The sequence below is a fragment of the Halobaculum sp. P14 genome (assembly GCF_051195155.1).
Lineage (GTDB): Archaea > Halobacteriota > Halobacteria > Halobacteriales > Haloferacaceae > JBNTKA01.
The window spans coordinates 879,626-898,509 of sequence record NZ_JBNTKB010000001.1; the positions used below are offsets into that span (position 1 = coordinate 879,626).

The window sequence follows — 18,884 nt, forward strand, 5'->3', positions numbered from 1 at the left end:
TACGAATGAGTGCAGCAAGACGGAGCCCGGATGGTGTAGTGGCCCATCATACGACCCTGTCACGGTCGTGACGCGGGTTCAAATCCCGCTCCGGGCGCTTTCTCACGGACCTCGCCGACAGAGAGCGTAGCGACCTGTGTCTCCGGTCAGAGACTTTCTCACGGACCAACGTTCCCCAGCGGTGACGCTGATTTTGACCGCCGTCCACGACCGGTGGTTCGTGGACAGCGGCGTCGACCAACGGTGTTTTCGGCCAGCGGCGGCGTCCACAGGGACATGACAGAACACGAAGTCAGAGTCACGTGGACCGACGGGGAAACGGAGTCGTTCCGCGCGCTCGCGCGACCGACCGACGGCGAGTGGCTGGTCGCGTATCCGCACCCCGGCGACGACGCCTACTCCGCGGCGACGCTGAGCGTCCGCGCCGACGCGGTCCGGCACGTCCACGCCGAGACGGGCGCCCCGGTCGACTCGGCCGAGTTCACCGGCGTCCTGTACCTGCCGCACGCCGACGCGGACGCGGAGTCGCTGCTGGAGAAGGCGTGGGTGGCGCGCGGCCCCGAACCGGCTGACGACTCGGTCGAGCCGGACGATTCAGACGAGTCGGACGAGTCGCTGGATGCCCACTTGGAGTAGCGGTCGCCGATAGCCAGCGCCGGGCGTTCGTCGCGGCCGTCGGTTCACGACTCGTCGATGTGGACGCGGGCACGGTCGCGGGTCTCGTTGACGAGGTCGGTGCGCTGCACCATCGCGGAGTCCGTGTCGGCGGTCGAAAGCGACTGCGGTACCCGGAATTTGACGAGCACGTACTGGCCGCGGTCGTCGACCCCCGTGATGGTCGGGATGACGCCGTCGGCTTCACTGTCGTCCACCTCAACGGTCGCGCCGGTCAGTTCGGCGTACACCTCCGCGAGCAGCGCGGTCGGCCAGCGCGTGACGTCGTCGTTCATACGGTCCCGGCAATATCGACTGCTATTAAGCGTTCCCCGCCGATTCTCGCGCTCCGAACCGCGGCGGTCGAGGCTGTCGATTTCGCCTTCTTCCATCCGGCGGTCCGGCTCAGGAAACCGCGGCGTATCCGGCAGCTGCGCCGAGGAGGGCGGCGACCAGGACGCCGACGCCGAACGCGGCCGCGCTCCGCCAGTTTCGCTCCGCGAGCAGGCGCTGAAGCTCCACGGCGAACGACGAGTACGTCGTGAAGGCGCCGCAGAACCCGGCTCCGACGAGCAGCGACAGCGTCGGCGACGCGCCGCCCGCGACGGCGCCGCCGACGGCGCCGAGGAGGACGCTCCCGGCGACGTTGACCGCGGCGGTCGCTCGGCGTCCCGGAACCGCGAGACCGACGAGGTGACGGGCGGCCGCGCCGACCGCGCCGCCGACCGCAACCAGGAGCGCCGCCGCGACGCCGCCGGGCGCCACCGTCATCGTCCGCCTCCGACGGCGAGCCCCGCCGTCGCGGCCGCGACGCCGAACACGTACGTCGCCGCCACGTAGGCCGCCGCCTCCGGGGCGCTGCCGAACGACACGGCGTCGACGGCGAACGTGCTGTACGTCGTGAACGACGAGCAGAGCCCGGTCGCCGCGAACAGCTGGACGCGCTTCGGGAGCGTCCGCGAGACGAGCACGCCGAGCAGGAGGCTGCCGGCGACGTTCACGAGGAGCGTTCCGGCCGGGCCGGCGACCGCGAGGCCGACGCCGTATCGGAGCGCCGCGCCGACGGCGCCGCCCGCCGCGACGAGTCCGATGCCGGTGACGCGGTCGTCCATGACTCACCGCTCCGAGCGCGGCCACTCCTCCGTTTCGGTTTCGGTCGCCGGCGACTCGGTGCGTTCGCGGAGCGTCGCCGCCGCCGTCCGCGCGCTCGCGTCGGCGCCGCCGTGGGGCGTGTGGCGCTCCCGAATCCGGACGACTGCGGTGGACTCGTCGGCGTCGTCGACGACGAGCGCGTCGCCGACGCCGCGCGGGAGTCGGTCGGCGACGTCGCCGCCGAGGTACGTCGGACGCGCCGCGGCGAGGGCGTCGACGTCGGCCGCCGAGGTGAGCCGGTGGGCGAACACCAGGTCGGCCTGCGAGACGGCGACGTCCGGGAGCGCCGCGGGGCGCTGGGTCGCGCACACCAGTGACACGCCGGGGGCGCGGCCGCGCGTCAGTAGCGTCCGGAGCGCCGGCCCCGCGGCCGCGTCGAAGAAGCCGTGCGCCTCGTCGACGAACAGCCACGGAAGCCTGTCGACTGCGCCGCGCACCCGCGCCTCGTACAGCCCCGCTGCGACCCCGCGGCACACCGCGTTCGCGGCCGCCGCCGGCAACGCCGAGCAGTCCAGCACCGTCGGGCCGCCGGTCGCGAGGTCGCTCGCCGTGAGGCCGTCCGGGGAGAACGCGCCCCACGACGCCGCGAGTTCGAGCGCGTTCCCGGCCGCGCGCCGCGTCGGACGTGTCGCGTCCGCGTCCGCGACGAACGACCGCGCCGACGCCACGGTCGACGCCTCGGTGAACGCCCGCCAGACCAGGCTGCCCGCGGGCTGGCTCGGCTCGAATCCGAGTAGTTCCGGCCACGACGCCGGCGGCACCGAGTCGGCGCGGACGCGCGGGGACCGGTGAACGACGCCGCCGCAGGCTGCGAGGCCGGCGAACACGCCCATCGGGTCGACGACGACCGGGGCGACGCCGGGGGCGGCGGCGGCCTCCTCCGCGATGACGCCGAGCGTGTACGACTTCCCGGCGCCGCGTTTCCCGACGACGAGCGCGGCGTGCGTCCGGTCGAGGTCGATGCCGACGCGGCCGCCGGTGCTGCCGTCGCGCGCCACGTGCCTGCCGAGCCGCCCCGCGTGCTCGTCGCGGCCGGAGACGGCGTCCGCGGCGCCGCCGCTGCGTTCGTCGCCGCTGGCGGTCGGTGCGTCCCGCCGGCTGGTTCGTCCGATGACGTCCACGGCGGCCGTGCCCGCGGCTTCTGCCTTGAACGTTCGCGCGAAGGTTCAAATGCGGAGCCGCGGCCAGCAGGGCCATGCTCGACTCAACGTGGCTCGAATCGCTTCGCGGCGACGAACGCGCTATCGAGGGGTTGCCGGTGCGGCTGGTCATCGCGCTGGTCGTCGGCGTCGCGAGCCTGAGCGTCATGCTGAACATGGTGTCCGGGATTCAGGGGCTCGCCGTCGTCGAACTGGACGCGCGGCCGTCGCCGGACGTCACGACGCCGGGCCAGCAGTCGGTGACGTTGACCGTCGTCGGCAGCGACGGCGACCCGGTCGAGGGGGCGACGGTCGTCGTTCGCGACGGCACCGCCGACATCGACGGCGTCGCCACCGCGACGACCGGCGCGGCCGGAGAGGCGACCGTGGAGGTGGCGCCGACGCTCGGCCCGAATCAGGAGGAAGGAACGCTCGCGGTCGGCATCAAGCCGCCCGCGGGGAGCCAGTACGCGGACCGCCGCGGCAACACGCGAATCCTGGTGGTCGCCGACGACGCCGGCTGAGTCCGCGCGTCGCGGTCAGCGGTCGGTGCCGGTGAGCCGGTCGTCCCAGTCGATCCACTCGTGCTCCCAGCCGGTCTTCGCGAAGTAGCCCTGCTGTGCGAACTCGGCGTCCTCGCGGGCGGTCCGGTTTCGGACGCCGGCGCCGACCTCCTCGCCCGGGACGAGCAGCGGGCGGAGCGACACGGCGTCGCCCTCGTAGACGGCGTCTGCGCCGCCGTCTCCGCTCGGTTCGAACGCCGTGACGACCTGTTCGGCGCCGCGGCCGCGGGCGGCGACGAGCCGGCCGCCGTCGGCGAGCTGGCCGAGGAGTCTCCGCGGCGGGTCGACGACGGCGGCCTCGACGAGGACGCGGTCGAACGGCGCGTACGCGGGGAGTCCGTCGGCGCCGTCGCGGCAGTCGACGAGGACGGCGTCGTAGCCGGCGGCGCCGAGGTTCTCGCGCGCCTCGTAGACGAGTTCCCGCGAGATGTCGACGGCGTGGACGTGTTCGGCGCCGACGAGTTCGGCGAGCAGCGCCGCGGTGTAGCCGACGCCGGCGCCGACGAGCAGCGCGTCGTCGCCGTCGCGGGCGTCGAGCGCCTCGAACAGCCGGACGACCGTCTCCGGAGCGAGCACCCGGGTTCCCTGCTGTTCGCCGCTGCTGTTGACGTACGGCGTCTCCGCGACGAACGCCTCGCGCGGCACGGCGGCCATCGCGTCGCGGACGCGGTCGGTCGGTTCGCGGCCCAGCGAGTGCTCGACGGCGTCGAGCATGTCCTCCCGGAGCGCGTCCGGGTCGGGACTGTCCATACGTCGGCTCCGGGCTACGCGCTAATCAACCGTGCGTTTGTGGCCGACCGCGGCGTGGCGCTCCGTCCCCGGTACCGCGTCGACGCTGACGTCCGCGAATCCGGCGTCGCGGAGCCACGACCGGATTTCGTCGGAGTCGGAGGCGCCGCCGTGGCCGGCCGCGAGTCCGCAGACCGACGCCGCGACCGCCGCGTCCGAGCCGTCGGCGACGGTGTCGACGAGGACGACGGTTCCGTCGTCCGCGAGCGCGTCCGCGACGCCGGACAGGACCGACCTGGCTTCCGCGGGGTCGACGCGGGAGAGCATGCCGCCGGCGAACGCGAGCCCGTACGGCCCGTCGAGGTCGGCCGGGTGGCCCGGGTGCAGCCGGACGCCGCGGCTGCGAAGCATCGGCTCCACCCGGTCGACGGTTTCGGCGTCGTCGAGCATCGTCACGTCGTAGCCGCGGTCGGCGAACTCCGCCGCGTACACGCCGGAGCCGCCGCAGACGTCGAGCACCCGGTCGGCCTCCGGGGCGGCGTGGACCGCGGCGGTGACCGCCGACCGCACCGCGGCGTCGTCGGTGGCGGCGTGCGCGCCGAGCCGGTTCACGCTCCAGTCGTCGGGGGGCTCCGGCGGGACGCCGGTCTCCATCGTCTCGGGCAGGTCGACGAGCAGGTCGAGTTCGTCGAGCGCGTGCGGAAGCGCGCCGACGGAGCGGACGTCCCGCTTCGCCAGCAGCCCGATTGCGCGGTTCGTCGGCTCGTATCCGTCGCGGACTCGTTCGACGAATCCGAGATCCGCGAGCGCCTGCACGGCGGTCTCGGCCGCCTCACGAGTCACGTCTGTCTCCGCGGCGACCTCCGCTGCGGTCCCGGCGCTCGACAGCAGCGCGTCCAGGACGCCCGTCTCCCGGGCCGCCCACAGGAGCAGCAGCGCCTCGGTGTCGAGGCCGGTCCGGTCTCGCATCGGCATCGACTCGGCCTACCGAGGCGGCGGCTAAAAACGTCTGCCTCCGCGGCCGCGTCACCGGAACCACAACCCCACGGCCGATTCCGGTGTTCGGTCGCTGGCTCAGTCAGCCGGCCCCGTCGTCTTCGTCGGCTCCGTCGGCGCCGCGGACGCGGACGAACTGGACCGGTCCGTGGTGTTCGCAGTCGGCGATTTCGCCGGTGTCGTCGACGCGGGCGAAAACCAGTTGTTGCCGCAGCGTCCCCACCGGCGCGAGCGCGACTCCACCGGTCCGGAGCTGGTCGAGAATCGGCGGCGGGAACTCCGGGACGGCGCAGGTGAGGTACGCACGGTCGAACGGCGCCTTCTCGGGCCAGCCGTCCCGGCCGTCGCCGCAGCGCACCGCGACGTCGTCGTAGCCGAGCCGGTCCAGCGTCTCCCGGGCTTCCGCCGCGAGCGTTTCGTCGTACTCCACGGTGTACACGGCGCCGTCGTCGCCAACCAGTTCGGCGGTGATGGCGGCGTGATAGCCCGACCCGGTGCCGACCTCCAGCACCTCGTCGCCCGCTTCGGGGTCGAGCACGGCGCACATCTCGGCGACCATGTGCGGCGCGCTCACCGTCTGTCCGCCTCCGATGGGGAGCGGCCGGTCCTTGTAGGCGTCCTCGCGGCGGTCGTCCGGGACGAACTCGTGGCGCGGTACCGTCCGCAGCGCCTCGGCGACGTCGTCGTCCACGCTGCTCCCGCGCGCCAGCCTGTCGACCATGTTTTCGCGCGCCTCGGCGAAATCCATCGGCTCACCGCGGCTACGGACCGCCGCGGAAAAGTCGCTGTGGCCGGCAATGGAGCCGTCTGACCCGCAGGGTGATCTGCATGCGGAGGTTCGGTGGGGTTGTCATGGCTCTGTTGAAACCCTATTAGTTCGATACGATCGGCTGTGAAATAGCTGGTATGGAGGATTGCGGTCGACCGCAGTTAGAACGCGGGCTAGAACGGATTGTGGCTAGTACCCCCACAGAGCTTTATACAAGATATGCTATCGGTACCGTAGATGTCAACCCAGCCCTCTCCACGGACAGGTGGCGGGGAGCCCCCAACACGAGGAAAGGGCTTTACCACACGTATCCGAGGTGTTCCGCCGAAACAATGGATCGCTGCCATTCTCACCGGGTTTTTCGGCAGTATCCCCCTTGGTCTGATGATGCAGTACGGCAATCCAGAACCCCTCATTGAGCTTGCGCTTCCAAATATGTATGGCTTGGCTGGCCCGAACCTCCTGCTCGGGTGGGTCATTCATCAATTCCACGGGGTTGCCCTTGCAGTCCTAGTCGTTGCAGCCGTTCAGTGGTCGCCGATCCGGTCACGAGCGACGACAGTTCGTGGCGCACTCGGATGGGCCGTTCTCGTCGGCATCGTGACCACCGCACTGCTTTCGGTCCTGCTGATGCCCCTGTGGCTCCAAGCCGTCGGCTATCCGCACGCGCCAACGTTTCCCGACCTGACGATGCCCGAGAAGGCATGGAGTGTCGGCGGCCACATCGTCTACGCGCTCCCAGTGACTATCGGGTACGCCCTGTTAGCGAGGGAGTAATTCGTGACTGCCATCGAGACGCTCGACTCACTGACGCTCAGCCTCCACATTCTAGCCGGGTTCGTCGCATTGTTCGGTGGGGCGGGAGCGTTTCTCACGAAGAAAGGCGGTCTCACGCATCGTCGCTTCGGTCGCGCATACGTGTATTCGATGGCGTTCGTGGCGGCGTCCGCTCTCGCCCTCTTCGTCTACGACGCCACGCCGGCACGGCAGTTTCTCGCGCTCGTCGCCGTGTTCAGCTTCTACTTCGTCTTCTCGGGCTACCGCGTCCTCTCGCGGAAGCGACCAGCTGACGCACCAACTGGTCTCGACTGGGGAGCGTCCATCACACTCGTTGCCGTCGGCATCGGCCTCCTCACGCTCGGTGGACTACGACTCGTGGAGGGAGAGTCGTTCGGCACGGTGATGGCGGTCTTCGGTGGCATCAGCGTTGGATTCGGCGTCCGCGATATTCGCCTGTTTCGAGACGGTCAGCCAGAGTCACGGGCGTGGCTCTACGAACATCTGTCCCGAATGGGAGCGGGGTACATTGCGACGGTTACTGCCTTCTCGTCCGTGAATTTCGTCTTTCTGCCACCGGTTGCCCGCTGGTTGTGGCCGACGGTGATCGGCACACCGCTCATCATACTCCTCGTCAGACGGTACTAGCCCACGTTCAACTCTCCAATAGAATCGATTCTTCCATGTCACAGCCGACCGACACACCGCTCCGCTGTACTCACCGATCAGCCCCCACTCTGTCACGGGTTGAGGATTTCAACAGAGCCGTCGTAGTGGGAGCCAAGGACGCGGTGAAAAGTACGGGAGAACGCGGAGGGCCGCGTGGGTCGTGGTTACCAGGCGGACCAGGCGGTCGTGGTTTCGTCGCGGGCGTAGACGCGCTTGACGTCCTTCGCGAACACCATGTCGCCCTCGTGGTCGAACTTCTCGCGGCGGTAGCCCTCGGCGTCGTCGCGGACCTGGATGCCCTCGATTTCGAACTCGTCGTCGCCGAACGACTCGGTTTCTCCGACGACGAACTCGAAGTCCCCGGGGACGTACAGTTTGCGGCTCTCGCTGTCGTCGTGGCGGCCGTCTTTCGGGTGGACCGTGACGTTCACGCCGACGTTGTCGACGACGCGGGTCCAGACGGTCTCGGCGTCTTCGAGCGTCGACTCCTCGACGCGCTGGTCGCCGCCGAGTTCGACGGCCGTGACGCGGACCTGCTGGATGGCCTCGTCGGTGTCGACGATGAACTCGTCGCCGACCTCGACGTGCTCTTCGGGGTCGCCGCTCAGCGACGTCGGGTACGACTCGCCGTCCTGAGAGACGACGACGTCGACGTCGGTGGTCGGCGCCTTCTCAACCGTCACCTTGTGCGTGTGCCCGCACTCCGTACACTGCACCGTCGCGTGACCGCCGGGCTTCAGTACCTCGTGAACTGTCTCGGTGCCGCAGCCCGGACAGTCGACCGGGATGCGCGCACCCTGCTCGGGCGCTGCGTCGCTCATACCCGCTGTAGCGGGTCACGCCGTAAAACCTCTCGTTTCCGTGGCTCCCGTCGCAGACGCGGCCGCCCGTGGAGGAGCCACGGCGGAGAGCCGCCCGCAAACCAGCCGGCCAGGAGACGTCACCGGCGCGGCGACCGCCGACCACCGCGGTTATGCCGCGGCCGCCCGTCAGCGACGACGAGAACCGATGACGCGCGCAGACCCGCCGCGGCTTCGGCTGGCCGTCACGACCAGTTCGGAGACGTTCGACCGGCTGACGGCGCGGCTCGCACCGCACGACATCGACGTCGTCCACGTCGACCCGACGGCGCGGGTCGTGCCGGTCGACGCGGACGACTCGCCGTTCCCGCCGGTCGACGTCGGCTGGGTGTACCCGTCGCGGCTGATGGAGGGAGCGGTGCTGGACGCGCACCTCGACGTGCCGTGGGTGAACGGCCGCGACGTCGTCGTCGCCTCCCGCAACAAAGCCGGCGTGTTGGCGACGCTGTCGGCCGCCGGCGTCGACACGCCCGACACCGCGCTGGTGTCGAATCCGGCTGACGAAGACGACGTGCTCGCCGCGGCGGAGCGCGTCGGCTACCCGCTCGTCGTGAAGCCGAACTCGGCGACGCGCGGCACCGGCATCGCGAAAGTCGCGGACCCGGACTCGCTGCTCGGCGTCACCGACTACCTCGACCTGGTGCACGACTACCGCGCGACCGGCGACAAGTCGTACCTGCTCCAGGAGTACCTGCCGGGCGCGCGCGACTACCGCGCCATGGTCGTCGACGGCCGCTGCGTCGGCGCGGTCGAACGCCGACTCCCCGACGACGCGCTCGCGACGGGCCGCTGGAAGCACAACGTTCACCGCGGCGCCGAAGCCGTCGCCGCCGACCTGCCGGACCGCCACCGGGCGCTCGCCGAACGCGCGGCGGCGGCGGTCGGCGGCGGCCTGCTCGGCGTGGACCTGCTCGAAACCGACGGCAGGCTCGTCGTTTCGGAGACGAACGCGCGGCCGACCGTCGACGACGCGGCGAAGTACGACGACGGCTTCGACGGCCGCGTCGCCGCGCTGGTCAAGCGAGCCGCGTCGAACGCCGCAGGCGGCGACAGCGTCGTCGACCGCGGCGGTAACGGCACCGCGACGGACGGCTGAGCCTCGGGCTGCGAGGCGGAGAAAACGCGGAAGTCGTCGGTTCCGGAGTTAGAAGGTGTAGTCGTCGGACTGGTCGTCCTCCTGCATCGCGGGGTCCTGCTGGTCTTCGGTCATCTGGTTGAACATGGTTTCGTCCATCTCCTGGGTGGAGTCGTCGGTGGTCTGGTAGGCGGACACCCCGCGGGTCAGCAGGTCTTCGAGCGCCTGGTCGCGGTTGAGGAACTCGCCCTGTTCGACGAGCCGGTTGATTTCGCCCTCGATCTGGTCGGGCAGCGTGACTTCGACTTTCGGCACGGTCGTCCCTTCGTGAGTGGACGAATAAAGGCTCTGTCCCCGCGGCGCGGACGACCGCACCGCCCGTCGGAGGGGTAGCGGGCGCAGTTCGCCGGCGGCGGCCAGTCGCTCACCGGTAGAACGGGGCGGCGGTCGGGCGGCGTCGGCTTATTCGACGTCGATGTCGGCGGACTGCTCGTCGGCGTCGAACGTCACTTCGAGGACGCCGTTGTTGAACGACGCGGACGCGGAGTGTTCGTCGACGCGGACCGGCAGTTGAATCCGCTCGTCGAACCGCCGGGTGTCGCCGTGAGCGGAGATGGTGAGCGTCGTGCCGTCGCACTGCAGGTCGATGCCGTCTTTGTCGACGCCGGGGAGGTCGGCGACGAGTCGGACGACCCCGTCGTCCTCGTAGACGGAGACGTGCGTCTCCTCGCCGAAGCCGGCGTCGCCTCGGCTGCTGTTCGGGCCGGTGCCGCCGGCCATCTCGTTCATCATCCGTTCGATTTCGTCGAAGATATCGCCGAACGGGTCGTTGGGGTCGTCCCGCATACCTCGACGTATCCCGCTCGCACCGATAAGCCTTCTCCCCGCGGCATCGCGCGGTCGTCCCGGCGCTGCGCCTCCGCGAGACCTACAAGAGTTAAGTCCGGCCGCAGTAGTCATTCGGTTATGAGTAAATCCTACCTCGCCGCCGGCGACGACGTCGACAGCCCGGTCCGAGTGGGCCTGAACGGCTTCGGCCGCATCGGCCGGAACGTCTTCCGCGCGGTGCTCGAAGACCCGCGAATCGAACTCGTCGGCATCAACGACGTGATGGAGGGCGAGGACATGCGCTACCTCGCCAGCTACGACTCCGTGATGGGTCGGCTCGACGGCTTGACGTACGACGCCGACGCCGCCGAACTCTCCATCGGCGGCACCGCCGTCCCCGTCCTCGACGAGCAGGACCCGGCGGACCTGCCGTGGGACGACCTGGACGTCGACGTCGCGCTCGAATGCACCGGCGTGTTCCGCACCCACGACGACGCCTCCCGGCACCTCGACGCCGGCGCCGACACCGTCGTCATCTCCGCGCCGCCGAAAGGAGAGAAGGACGTGAAACAGCTCGTCTACGGCGTCAACCACGACGAGTACGACGGCGAGGGCGTCGTCTCGAACGCCTCCTGCACCACGAACTCCGTGACGCCCATCGCGAAGGTGCTCGACGAGGAGTTCGGTATCCGGCACGGCCTCCTCACGACGGTGCACGCCTACACCGGGTCGCAGAACCTCGTCGACGGCCCGAAGGGGAAGACGCGCCGCGGCCGCGCCGCCGCCGAGAACATCGTGCCGACGTCCACCGGCGCCGCGCAGGCCGCCACCGAGATTCTGCCGCAGCTGCAGGGCAAACTCGACGGGATGGCGATGCGCGTCCCGGTGCCGAACGGCTCCATCACCGAACTGGTCGTCGACCTCGAATCGTCGCCGTCCGCCGAGGAGATCAACGCCGCGTTCCGCGAAGCCGCCGACGACGGCCCGCTCGCCGGCGTCCTCGGATACACCGACGACGAGGTCGTCTCCCGCGACATCAACGGCCTGCCGTTCTCGTCGTACGTCGACCTGAACTCCACGAACACGGTCGGCGAGGACGGCCTCGCGAAGATTCTGACGTGGTACGACAACGAGTACGGCTTCTCGAACCGGATGCTCGACGTGGCGGCCTACGTCGACGACAACTGACCCGGCCGCAGACCGACCGACGCCACGGCCGACCCGATTTTCCGCCGACTCGGTTCCCGCAGACCTGATTTCCGCCGACCCGGTTGTCCGCTCGCTCCGAGCGCGGCCTCGACGCGGAAACGGCGAGACGCGACAGCGTTTACTCCGGCGAACACCAACCGTCGCCACATCGTGGATTCTCCGTTCGAGGTGCTCGGGCTCGACGCGGACGCCGACGACGAGGAAATCGAGCGCGCGTATCGGCGTCGGGTGCTCGAGACGCATCCGGACCACGGCGGGTCGGCCGAGGAGTTCCAGGCGGTCCGGGCGGCGTACGAGGAGCTCCAGTCGGGCGACTGGGCGGACGTCGACGTGCGGCCGAGCAGCCGCGGCGCCGACGGCGACGCCGACGGCGACGAGGCTAGCGGCGGAGAGAACGGTCGGTCACCCGGCGCCGCCCGGCAGCAGTCCGGCAGCGGGTCGGGGAGCGGGTCGGGGGACGAGGGGGCGCCGTCTCGGCAGACGACGGCGCGCGTCGAGTACCTGAACTACGACGTGGTCGCGGACCGCGGCTGGAGCCTCGACGACGACGACCTGTTCGACGCCGCCGCGGACGCCGACCTCGACCCGGACGACTACGGCCAGTTCCTCGTGGAGCCGCCCGAGTCGCTGCTGGAGGCCGCCGAGAACCGCGGGTTCGCGTGGCCGTACGCCTGCCGCGGCGGCGCCTGCGCGAACTGCGCCGTGGCGGTGGTGGAGGGCGAACTGGACATGCCGGCGAACCACGTCCTCTCCGAGGAGATGCTCGACCGCGGCTTCCGGCTGTCCTGCATCGGCGCGCCGCTGACGGACGAACTGAAGGTCGTCTACAACGTCAAGCACCTCCCGGGGCTGGACGACCTGCGGCTGCCCGCCGACCGGTTCGAGCGGACGCTGCTCAACGACTGACCCGGGCCGAGACGGGCGGCGCCGGCGGACGCGGCGTCCGCACGCCGGTCCGTCGGGATAACAAGACATTACTCCCCGCCGTCTGACCGTCCGACATGGCCTTACGGAAGCCGCCGCTGCGCGATGTCCACGCCGACCGCGGTGCGAAGTTCACCGAGTTCGGCGGGTGGGACATGCCGGTGGAGTTCGACTCCATCAGGACCGAACACGCCGCGGTCCGCGAGGCGGCCGGCGTCTTCGACGTCTCCCACATGGGCGAAATCGAGGTCGTCGGCCCGGACGCGACCGCGCTGCTGCAGCGGCTCACGACGAACGACGTCGCCGAACTCGACCCCGGCGACGCCCAGTACGCCGGCATCTGCCGGGAGGACGGCGTGCTGCTCGACGACACCGTCGTCTACCGGCTGCCGGACGACCGCGTACCGGACGACGCCGGCGGAGCGCGGGACGCGGCCGACGCAGACGACGCAGGCGACGCGAACGCCGACGCCGCGGCGTACCTGTTCATTCCGAACGCCGGCCACGACGAGCAGATGCACGAGCGCTGGGTCGACGCCCGCGACGCCGACGGCCTCGACGCGGAGGTCCGGAACGTCACGGAGGACTGGGCGATGTTCGCGGTGCAGGGGCCCGACGCGCCCGGCGTCGTCGACGACGAGGCGGACGCGGACGTGCTGTCGCTCGACTCGTTCGAGGCGACCGAGGCGACGGTGGCGGGCGCCGACTGCTGGGTGTCCCGGACCGGCTACACCGGCGAGGACGGCTTCGAGGTGCTGGCGCCGTGGGGCGACGCGGAGGCGGTGTGGAGCGCGTTCGTCGACGAGTGCACGCCGTGCGGGCTCGGCGCGCGCGACACGCTCCGCATCGAGCAGGGGTTCCTGCTGTCCGGGCAGGACTTCGACCCGGAGGACGAGCCGCGGACGCCGTTCGAGGCCGGCATCGGGTTCGCGGTCGACCTCGACACGTCGTTCGTCGGCCGCGACGCGCTCGCCGAACAGCGGGCCGCCGGCGTCGAAGAGCGGTTCGTCGGCATCGAACTGCTCGACCGCGGCGTCCCGCGGCACGGCTACGACGTCACGGACGAGGACGGCCACGTCGTCGGCGTCGTCACCAGCGGTACGATGAGCCCGTCGCTCGACCGCCCCATCGCGCTCGGCTACCTCCCCGTCGACTTCACCGACCCCGGGACGACCGTCAACGTCGTCGTCCGCGGCAAGGAGAAGCGCGCGAAGGTCGTTCAGCCGCCGTTCAACTGACGCACCGCCGACGCCACCGCACTGCCGACGCCACCGCACTGCCGACGCCACCGCCACCGCACCGCCGACGCGAAGGGCAGGACTTTAGCACCGAACCGGAGTACCCACCTCCCACGCCGATGAGTTTCGACGTTCCCGACGGCAACCGGTACCGCGAATCGCACGAGTGGGTCAGCACCGAGCCGCCCCACCGCGTCGGCATCACGGACTTCGCGCAGGACGAACTCGGCGACGTCGTGTTCGTCGAGCTGCCCGCGGAGGGCGACGAAATCGAGGCCGGAGAGGAGTTCGGCGTCGTCGAGTCCATCAAGGCAGTCTCGGACCTGTACGCGCCGGTGTCCGGCGAGGTCGTCGCCGTCAACGACGAGCTGTTCGACGCGCCCGAACTGGTGAACGAGGCGCCGTTCGGCGACGGCTGGCTGCTCGAAGTCGACCCGAGCGACGAGGCGGAGTTCGACGACCTGCTCGGCGCCGACGACTACCGCGGCCAGATCGAGTGAGGCGGCCCGCCCGCCCGCCGGAGCCGTCGGCAGTCGGCGCGCTGACGACTCGTCCCGCCGCGAGACGGCCGGTGCCGGCCGGCTGAACCGGGAACGAACGACTCTTGGTTCCCGCGTCGTAGCCACACCTATGAACAGACGTGGACGGGTTTCGGTCCTCGGACGACACGGACGTGACGTGCGCGGAGGAGCGGTGCGCCGATGAGCGGACGCGACGCGGGGTCGCCGTACGCGCCGCACTCGCCGGCCGACACCGCGGCGATGCTCGAGGCGGTCGGCGCCGACAGCGAGGCGGACCTGTTCGACATCCCCGAGTCGGTGGCGTTCGACGGCGAGTTCGGGATTCCGCGGCGCGGCGAGCGCGAGGTCCGCGCCGACCTGCGCGAGACGTTCGCCCGCAACGACGACCTCACGGAGTTCCTCGGCCGCGGCCACTACAGCCACTACGTGCCGTCGCTGGTCGACGACCTCTCGGCGCGCTCGGAGTTCCTGACGAGCTACACGCAGTACCAGCCCGAAATCACGCAGGGGTTCCTGCAGGCGCTGTTCGAGTACCAGTCGATGCTGGTGGAACTCACCGGGTTGTCGGTCGCGAACTGCTCGATGTACGACGCCGCGTCGGCGCTCGCCGAGGCGGCGCTGCTTTCGGACCGCGTCCGCGACGCCACCGGCGACACCGTGCTCGTGCCGGAGGCGCTCCGCGACGGCAAGCGCGCGACGCTCGACAACTACGTCGACGGCGCGGACCTCGCAGTCGAGACCTACCCGTACCGGGACGGCACCGTCGACCTCGACGCGCTCGGCGACCGCGTCGACGACGACACCGCGTTCGTCTACGCCGAGAACCCGGCGGTCACCGGCGCCATCGAGCCGGAACTCGAAGCCGTCGGCGACGTCGCCGCCGACAGCGACGCGCTGTTCTGCGTCGGCACCGACGTCGTCGCGCTCGGCCTGCTCCGGGAGCCGGCGGCGGTCGGCGCCGACGTCGTCGTCGGCGAGGCGGGCGCGCTCGGCCTCCCGGCGAGCTACGGGATGGGGCTGGGCCTGTTCGCGTGCCGCGAGGACTACCTCCGGCAGGTGCCGGGGCGGCTCGTCGGCGCCAGCGAGGACGCCGCCGGCCGCCGCGCGTACACGCTGACGCTGCAGACCCGCGAACAGCACATCCGGAAGGAGCGCGCCACCTCCAACATCTGCACGAACCAGGCGTGGGTCGCGCTCCGCACCGCGATGCACGCCGCGATGCTCGGCGCCGACGGCCTCGCCGGCCTCGCCGAGGACTGCGTCCGCAACGCGTCGTCGCTCGCGGCCGACCTCGACGGCGTCGACGGCGTCACCGCGCCGCTGCACGACCGCCACCACTTCCGCGAGTTCGCCGTCGGCGTCGCGGACGCGCCGGTCGACGCGCCGACGGCCGCGGACGGCCTCCGCGACCGCGGCTACGCGGTGCACACGCTCGACGAGGAGACGCTGCAGGTGTGCGTCACGGACCTCACCGCCGACGAGACGGACGGGCTGGTCGCCGCGTTCGCCGAGGTGGTCGCCTGATGCAGCACGACCAGGCGCGCTACGGCAGCGACGACCGGAACGAGCCGCTGCTCGCGGAGAAGGACGACACCGAGGTCGACCCGGGCGCGGAGTCGGTGCTGCCGGACGACCTGACGCGCGACTCGCTGACGATGCCGTCGCTGTCCGAACCGGAGCTCGCGCGGCACTACACGCGGCTCTCGCAGATGAACTGGGGCGTCGAGTCCGGGCCGTACCCGCTCGGCTCCTGCACGATGAAGTACAATCCGTCGTTCACGGAGGACGTCGCCGCGGACCCGAACGCGGCGGTCCACCCGGACCGCGACCCCGAGTCGGTGCAGGGGAACCTCGAACTGCTGTACGGGCTGCAGGAGTACCTCGCCGACATCGGCGGGATGGACGCCGTGACCCTCCAGCCGCCCGCGGGCGCCGCCGGCGAGTTCACCGGCATCGCCGTCGCGAAGGCGTACCACGAACACCGCGGCGACGACCGCAGCGAGGTCATCATCCCGTCGTCAGCGCACGGCACCAACTTCGCGACGGCCGCGCTCGCCGGCTACGACGTCGTCGAACTGCCCTCGGACGACGACGGCCGCGTCGACGTCGAGGCGCTGGAGGCCGCCGTCTCCGAGGACACCGCGGCGCTGATGCTGACGAACCCGAACACGGTCGGGCTGTTCGAGCGCGACATCGAGACCATCGCGGACCTCGTCCACGACGCCGGCGGCCTGCTGTACTACGACGGCGCGAACCTGAACGCGCTGCTCGGCCGCGCCCGCCCCGGCGACATGGGCTTCGACATCATGCACTACAACGTCCACAAGACGTTCGCGACGCCGCACGGCGGCGGCGGCCCCGGCGCCGGCCCGGTCGGCGTCACCGACGACCTCGCCCCGTTCCTCCCGCGGCCGCAGGTCCGCCGCGTCGACGGCGGCAGCGACAGCGACGCGGCCGACGACACCGAATCCGGCGGCAGCAGCGACGCGGCCGAAGGCCACAGCGACGGCGACGACGGGACTCCGGCGTTCGAACTGTTCGACCCGGAGCACAGCGTCGGGAAGGTCCACGGATTCGGCGGGAACTGGCTGGTGCTGGTGAAGGCGTACGCCTACATCCACCGGCTCGGCGACGAGGGGCTGCTCGACGCCTCCGCGAAGGCGGTGCTGAACGCGAACTACCTCGCCGAGCAGGTCGACCTCGACGTCCCGTACGGCCCGTTCCACCACGAGTTCGCCGCGACGGCCGGCGACCGCGACGCCGCCGACGTCGCGAAGGGGATGCTGGACTACGGCGTCCACCCGCCGACGACGAAGTGGCCGGAGATGGTGCCGGAGGCGATGCTGACCGAGCCGACCGAAATCGAGAGCCGCGAGTCGCTCGACGACCTCGCCGCCGCGTTCAACGGCGCCGTCGCCGACAGCGACGAGACGCTGCAGTCCGCGCCGACCCACACCGCCGCGCGCCGCATCGACCAGGCGAGCGCCGCCCGGAACCCGCGGCTGAGCTGGCACGCGCTCGGCGCCGGCGTCGACGACGCGGCCGACGGCACCGCCGACGCCGACGATCACCGGTAACTCCCGGTTCCGCCGGCCGCCAGCGCCACCGCTTTTGGGTCGCCGCGCGAAGGGGTCGACGTGACCGAATCGTCCACGGCGGCCGTTCCGGACGCGGCCCGCGTCGGCCGCGTCGCGCTCCGCGTCGAGAACCTCGACCGGCAGGTGTCGTTTTACGAGTCCGTCGTCGGCCTCGCGGTGCTGGAGCGCCGCGACGACCGCGCGGTGCTCGGCGCCGGCGGCGACCCGCTCGTCGTCCTGACCGCGGCGCCCGACGCGCCGGAGCGCGGCCGCGACGAAACCGGGCTGTTTCACGCCGCGTTCCTGTTCCCGTCGCGGGGCGCGCTCGCCGACGCGCTCGGCCGCGTCGAGGCGGAGTGGAAACTCACCGGCGCCTCCGACCACCGCGTGAGCGAGGCGCTGTACCTCCGCGACCCGGAGGGGAACGGCGTCGAACTGTACCGCGACCGGCCGCGCCGCGAGTGGCCCGAGACCGACGACGGCCGCGTCGAGATGGACACGCTGCCGCTCGACCTCGATTCGCTCCGCACCGACGCGGCGGGCGAGTCGGCCGCGCCGCCCGGAACGACGGTCGGCCACGTCCACCTCGAAGTGTCGTCAATGGACGCCTCCCGTGCGTTCTACGCCGACGCGCTCGGCCTCCGGGTGCGGCAGGCGTTCGGGCCGTCGGCGCTGTTTCTCGCGGCGGACGGCTACCACCACCACGTCGGCCTGAACACGTGGAACGGCCGGACGGCGCCGGCGACGGGCCGCGGGCTCGACTGGTTCGAGTTCGTGCTCCCCGACGGCGACGCCGTGGCGGCGGCGCGCAATCGGTTCGAAGCCGCGGACGTCGCCGCGGTCCGGGAACGCGGCGACGCGGTCGCGGTCGACGACCCCGACGGAATCACGCTGCTGCTGCGGGCGGCGACGGACGACGAACGCGGCCGCTGAGCGGCTGGAAGAACTGCGCGGCTCAGTGGACGATGGTGACGGGGACGGGCGAGCGGCGGACGACTTTCTCGGCGACGCTGCCGAGCAGGAGCCGGTCGATGCCGGTGCGGCCGTGGCTCCCCATGACGACGGCGTCGAAATCGTGCTCGTCGATGTAGTCGACGATGGTCCGGGCGGGCGGGCCGTACAGCGTCTCGGTTTCGGCGGCGGCGCCGCGCTCTCGGACCACGGCTTCTGCGTCCGCGAGGAGTTCCTTCGCGGCGTTCTTCGCGGACTCTTCGAGCTCCTTCGAGTAGTAGACGTCGCCTTCGGCGTCGCCCGTGGAAATCCAGCGGTTCGGGTCGACGACGTGCACCAGGACGTACTCGGCGTCGCCGTGGACGTCGAGCGCGTGTTCGAGGGCGGCGGTGGACTGTTCGGAGCTGTCGATGGGAACCAGGACGCGTCGAGTCACACTGGCCGCGTCGCCCGCCCGCCCCACAGGTGTTTCGGTGGCGGAACGACGCTGACGCAGGGCCGACCAAACGTGTTAGGGACAACCGGGACGTGGCGCCGCCGCATCGATACAGGTCGCTTGAGTTCGGTTGGGACGCGGACTCGAGCGAACCGACGCGCCGGCCGAACACACGCTGTGGATGCACGCCGTCCGGCCGACGCTCCACGCGGCGCGCCGACGGCGGCCCGGACCGGGCGCACAGCCGGGTCGCCGTGGCGACCGCGCACGACGACCACCGTGGACGCGGGTGGGGACCGGACGAAACGGGCGAGGAC

23 protein-coding genes and 1 tRNA gene are annotated in these 18,884 nt (G+C 71.2%); 13 read left to right on the forward strand and 11 right to left on the reverse strand.

Annotated elements, in window-relative coordinates:
- The first annotated feature begins 24 nt into the window (after nucleotides 1-24).
- Nucleotides 25-97: transfer RNA gene (locus ACQUS7_RS04525), tRNA-Asp, on the forward strand.
- A 179-nt stretch (nucleotides 98-276) separates the two neighbouring features.
- A complete protein-coding gene (locus tag ACQUS7_RS04530) occupies nucleotides 277-636 on the forward strand; it encodes a hypothetical protein (protein WP_435127291.1) in 360 nt (119 codons plus the stop codon).
- 44 nt (nucleotides 637-680) lie between these two features.
- Here ACQUS7_RS04530 and ACQUS7_RS04535 read toward each other — a convergent pair whose 3' ends face one another.
- The 4 genes from ACQUS7_RS04535 to ACQUS7_RS04550 form a co-directional block, all read right to left on the reverse strand.
- The gene (locus ACQUS7_RS04535) at nucleotides 681-950 is read right to left on the reverse strand and encodes a hypothetical protein (RefSeq protein ID WP_435127289.1); all 270 of its coding nucleotides are present in this window, start codon (nucleotides 948-950) and stop codon (nucleotides 681-683) included.
- A 109-nt stretch (nucleotides 951-1,059) separates the two neighbouring features.
- Nucleotides 1,060-1,425: a fluoride efflux transporter FluC gene (locus ACQUS7_RS04540; RefSeq protein WP_435145006.1), complete on the reverse strand. Its 366-nt coding sequence runs from the start codon at nucleotides 1,423-1,425 to the stop codon at nucleotides 1,060-1,062.
- Nucleotides 1,422-1,766: a fluoride efflux transporter FluC gene (locus ACQUS7_RS04545; RefSeq protein WP_435127285.1), complete on the reverse strand. Its 345-nt coding sequence runs from the start codon at nucleotides 1,764-1,766 to the stop codon at nucleotides 1,422-1,424. Before ACQUS7_RS04545 ends, ACQUS7_RS04540 begins: the two co-directional genes overlap by 4 nt.
- 3 nt (nucleotides 1,767-1,769) lie before the next feature.
- Nucleotides 1,770-2,927, reverse strand: a complete 1,158-nt coding sequence (locus tag ACQUS7_RS04550; protein ID WP_435145010.1) for an ATP-binding protein — start codon at nucleotides 2,925-2,927, stop codon at nucleotides 1,770-1,772.
- Nucleotides 2,928-3,001: 74 nt separating this feature from the next.
- On the opposite strand from ACQUS7_RS04550, the gene ACQUS7_RS04555 reads away from it, so the two are divergent.
- Entirely contained in the window at nucleotides 3,002-3,469 is a 468-nt protein-coding gene (locus tag ACQUS7_RS04555; protein WP_435127281.1) for a DUF7382 domain-containing protein, read from the forward strand.
- Between the two features lie 15 nt (nucleotides 3,470-3,484).
- On the opposite strand, the gene ACQUS7_RS04560 is transcribed toward ACQUS7_RS04555, so the two are convergent.
- The 3 genes from ACQUS7_RS04560 to ACQUS7_RS04570 form a co-directional block, all read right to left on the reverse strand.
- Entirely contained in the window at nucleotides 3,485-4,258 is a 774-nt protein-coding gene (locus ACQUS7_RS04560) for a protein-L-isoaspartate O-methyltransferase family protein (RefSeq protein WP_435127279.1), read from the reverse strand.
- A 21-nt stretch (nucleotides 4,259-4,279) separates the two neighbouring features.
- Entirely contained in the window at nucleotides 4,280-5,212 is a 933-nt protein-coding gene (locus ACQUS7_RS04565; RefSeq protein WP_435145015.1) for a methyltransferase domain-containing protein, read from the reverse strand.
- Between the two features lie 103 nt (nucleotides 5,213-5,315).
- Entirely contained in the window at nucleotides 5,316-5,981 is a 666-nt protein-coding gene (locus tag ACQUS7_RS04570; protein ID WP_435145018.1) for a protein-L-isoaspartate(D-aspartate) O-methyltransferase, read from the reverse strand.
- Between the two features lie 408 nt (nucleotides 5,982-6,389).
- Between ACQUS7_RS04570 and ACQUS7_RS04575 the strand changes: the two genes are divergently transcribed.
- Entirely contained in the window at nucleotides 6,390-6,779 is a 390-nt protein-coding gene (locus tag ACQUS7_RS04575; RefSeq protein WP_435127273.1) for a hypothetical protein, read from the forward strand.
- A gap of 12 nt (nucleotides 6,780-6,791) precedes the next feature.
- Complete coding sequence (locus ACQUS7_RS04580) at nucleotides 6,792-7,427, forward strand: DUF2306 domain-containing protein (protein WP_435145251.1); 636 nt, start codon at nucleotides 6,792-6,794, stop codon at nucleotides 7,425-7,427.
- A 185-nt stretch (nucleotides 7,428-7,612) separates the two neighbouring features.
- Here the strand turns inward: ACQUS7_RS04580 and ACQUS7_RS04585 are convergent, their stop codons facing one another.
- Nucleotides 7,613-8,269: an HVO_0476 family zinc finger protein gene (locus ACQUS7_RS04585; protein WP_435127271.1), complete on the reverse strand. Its 657-nt coding sequence runs from the start codon at nucleotides 8,267-8,269 to the stop codon at nucleotides 7,613-7,615.
- Between the two features lie 187 nt (nucleotides 8,270-8,456).
- Here ACQUS7_RS04585 and ACQUS7_RS04590 point away from each other — a divergent pair, with 187 nt between their 5' ends.
- Nucleotides 8,457-9,404, forward strand: coding sequence for an ATP-grasp domain-containing protein (locus ACQUS7_RS04590; protein ID WP_435145023.1), 948 nt, complete (start codon nucleotides 8,457-8,459; stop codon nucleotides 9,402-9,404).
- Nucleotides 9,405-9,452: 48 nt separating this feature from the next.
- Here the strand turns inward: ACQUS7_RS04590 and ACQUS7_RS04595 are convergent, their stop codons facing one another.
- Together ACQUS7_RS04595 and ACQUS7_RS04600 are read right to left on the reverse strand one after the other, a co-directional pair.
- Nucleotides 9,453-9,698, reverse strand: coding sequence for a DUF7120 family protein (locus tag ACQUS7_RS04595; RefSeq protein ID WP_435127267.1), 246 nt, complete (start codon nucleotides 9,696-9,698; stop codon nucleotides 9,453-9,455).
- A 147-nt stretch (nucleotides 9,699-9,845) separates the two neighbouring features.
- A complete protein-coding gene (locus ACQUS7_RS04600; RefSeq protein WP_435127265.1) occupies nucleotides 9,846-10,229 on the reverse strand; it encodes an Hsp20/alpha crystallin family protein in 384 nt (127 codons plus the stop codon).
- Between the two features lie 120 nt (nucleotides 10,230-10,349).
- Between ACQUS7_RS04600 and gap the strand changes: the two genes are divergently transcribed.
- The 7 genes from gap (at nucleotide 10,350) to ACQUS7_RS04635 (ending at nucleotide 18,113) form a co-directional block, all read left to right on the forward strand.
- On the forward strand, nucleotides 10,350-11,399 hold the full coding sequence (gene gap / locus ACQUS7_RS04605; protein WP_435145027.1) for a type I glyceraldehyde-3-phosphate dehydrogenase: 1,050 nt from the start codon (nucleotides 10,350-10,352) through the stop codon (nucleotides 11,397-11,399).
- Nucleotides 11,400-11,570: 171 nt separating this feature from the next.
- A complete protein-coding gene (gene fer / locus ACQUS7_RS04610) occupies nucleotides 11,571-12,326 on the forward strand; it encodes a ferredoxin Fer (RefSeq protein ID WP_435145030.1) in 756 nt (251 codons plus the stop codon).
- 95 nt (nucleotides 12,327-12,421) lie between these two features.
- The gene (gene gcvT / locus ACQUS7_RS04615; protein ID WP_435145033.1) at nucleotides 12,422-13,582 is read left to right on the forward strand and encodes a glycine cleavage system aminomethyltransferase GcvT; all 1,161 of its coding nucleotides are present in this window, start codon (nucleotides 12,422-12,424) and stop codon (nucleotides 13,580-13,582) included.
- 119 nt (nucleotides 13,583-13,701) lie between these two features.
- A complete protein-coding gene (gcvH, locus tag ACQUS7_RS04620) occupies nucleotides 13,702-14,082 on the forward strand; it encodes a glycine cleavage system protein GcvH (protein ID WP_435127257.1) in 381 nt (126 codons plus the stop codon).
- Nucleotides 14,083-14,283: 201 nt separating this feature from the next.
- Nucleotides 14,284-15,627 carry an aminomethyl-transferring glycine dehydrogenase subunit GcvPA gene (gene gcvPA / locus ACQUS7_RS04625; RefSeq protein WP_435145036.1) on the forward strand — a complete coding sequence of 448 codons (1,344 nt, stop codon included), beginning with the start codon at nucleotides 14,284-14,286 and terminating at the stop codon, nucleotides 15,625-15,627.
- Nucleotides 15,627-17,180, forward strand: coding sequence for an aminomethyl-transferring glycine dehydrogenase subunit GcvPB (gene gcvPB, locus ACQUS7_RS04630; protein ID WP_435145038.1), 1,554 nt, complete (start codon nucleotides 15,627-15,629; stop codon nucleotides 17,178-17,180). The genes gcvPA and gcvPB overlap by 1 nt, the downstream gene beginning before the upstream one ends.
- Before the next feature lie 60 nt (nucleotides 17,181-17,240).
- Nucleotides 17,241-18,113 carry a VOC family protein gene (locus ACQUS7_RS04635; RefSeq protein WP_435145040.1) on the forward strand — a complete coding sequence of 291 codons (873 nt, stop codon included), beginning with the start codon at nucleotides 17,241-17,243 and terminating at the stop codon, nucleotides 18,111-18,113.
- A gap of 22 nt (nucleotides 18,114-18,135) precedes the next feature.
- On the opposite strand, the gene ACQUS7_RS04640 is transcribed toward ACQUS7_RS04635, so the two are convergent.
- On the reverse strand, nucleotides 18,136-18,567 hold the full coding sequence (locus tag ACQUS7_RS04640) for a universal stress protein (protein ID WP_435145043.1): 432 nt from the start codon (nucleotides 18,565-18,567) through the stop codon (nucleotides 18,136-18,138).
- Nucleotides 18,568-18,884: the final 317 nt, after the last annotated feature.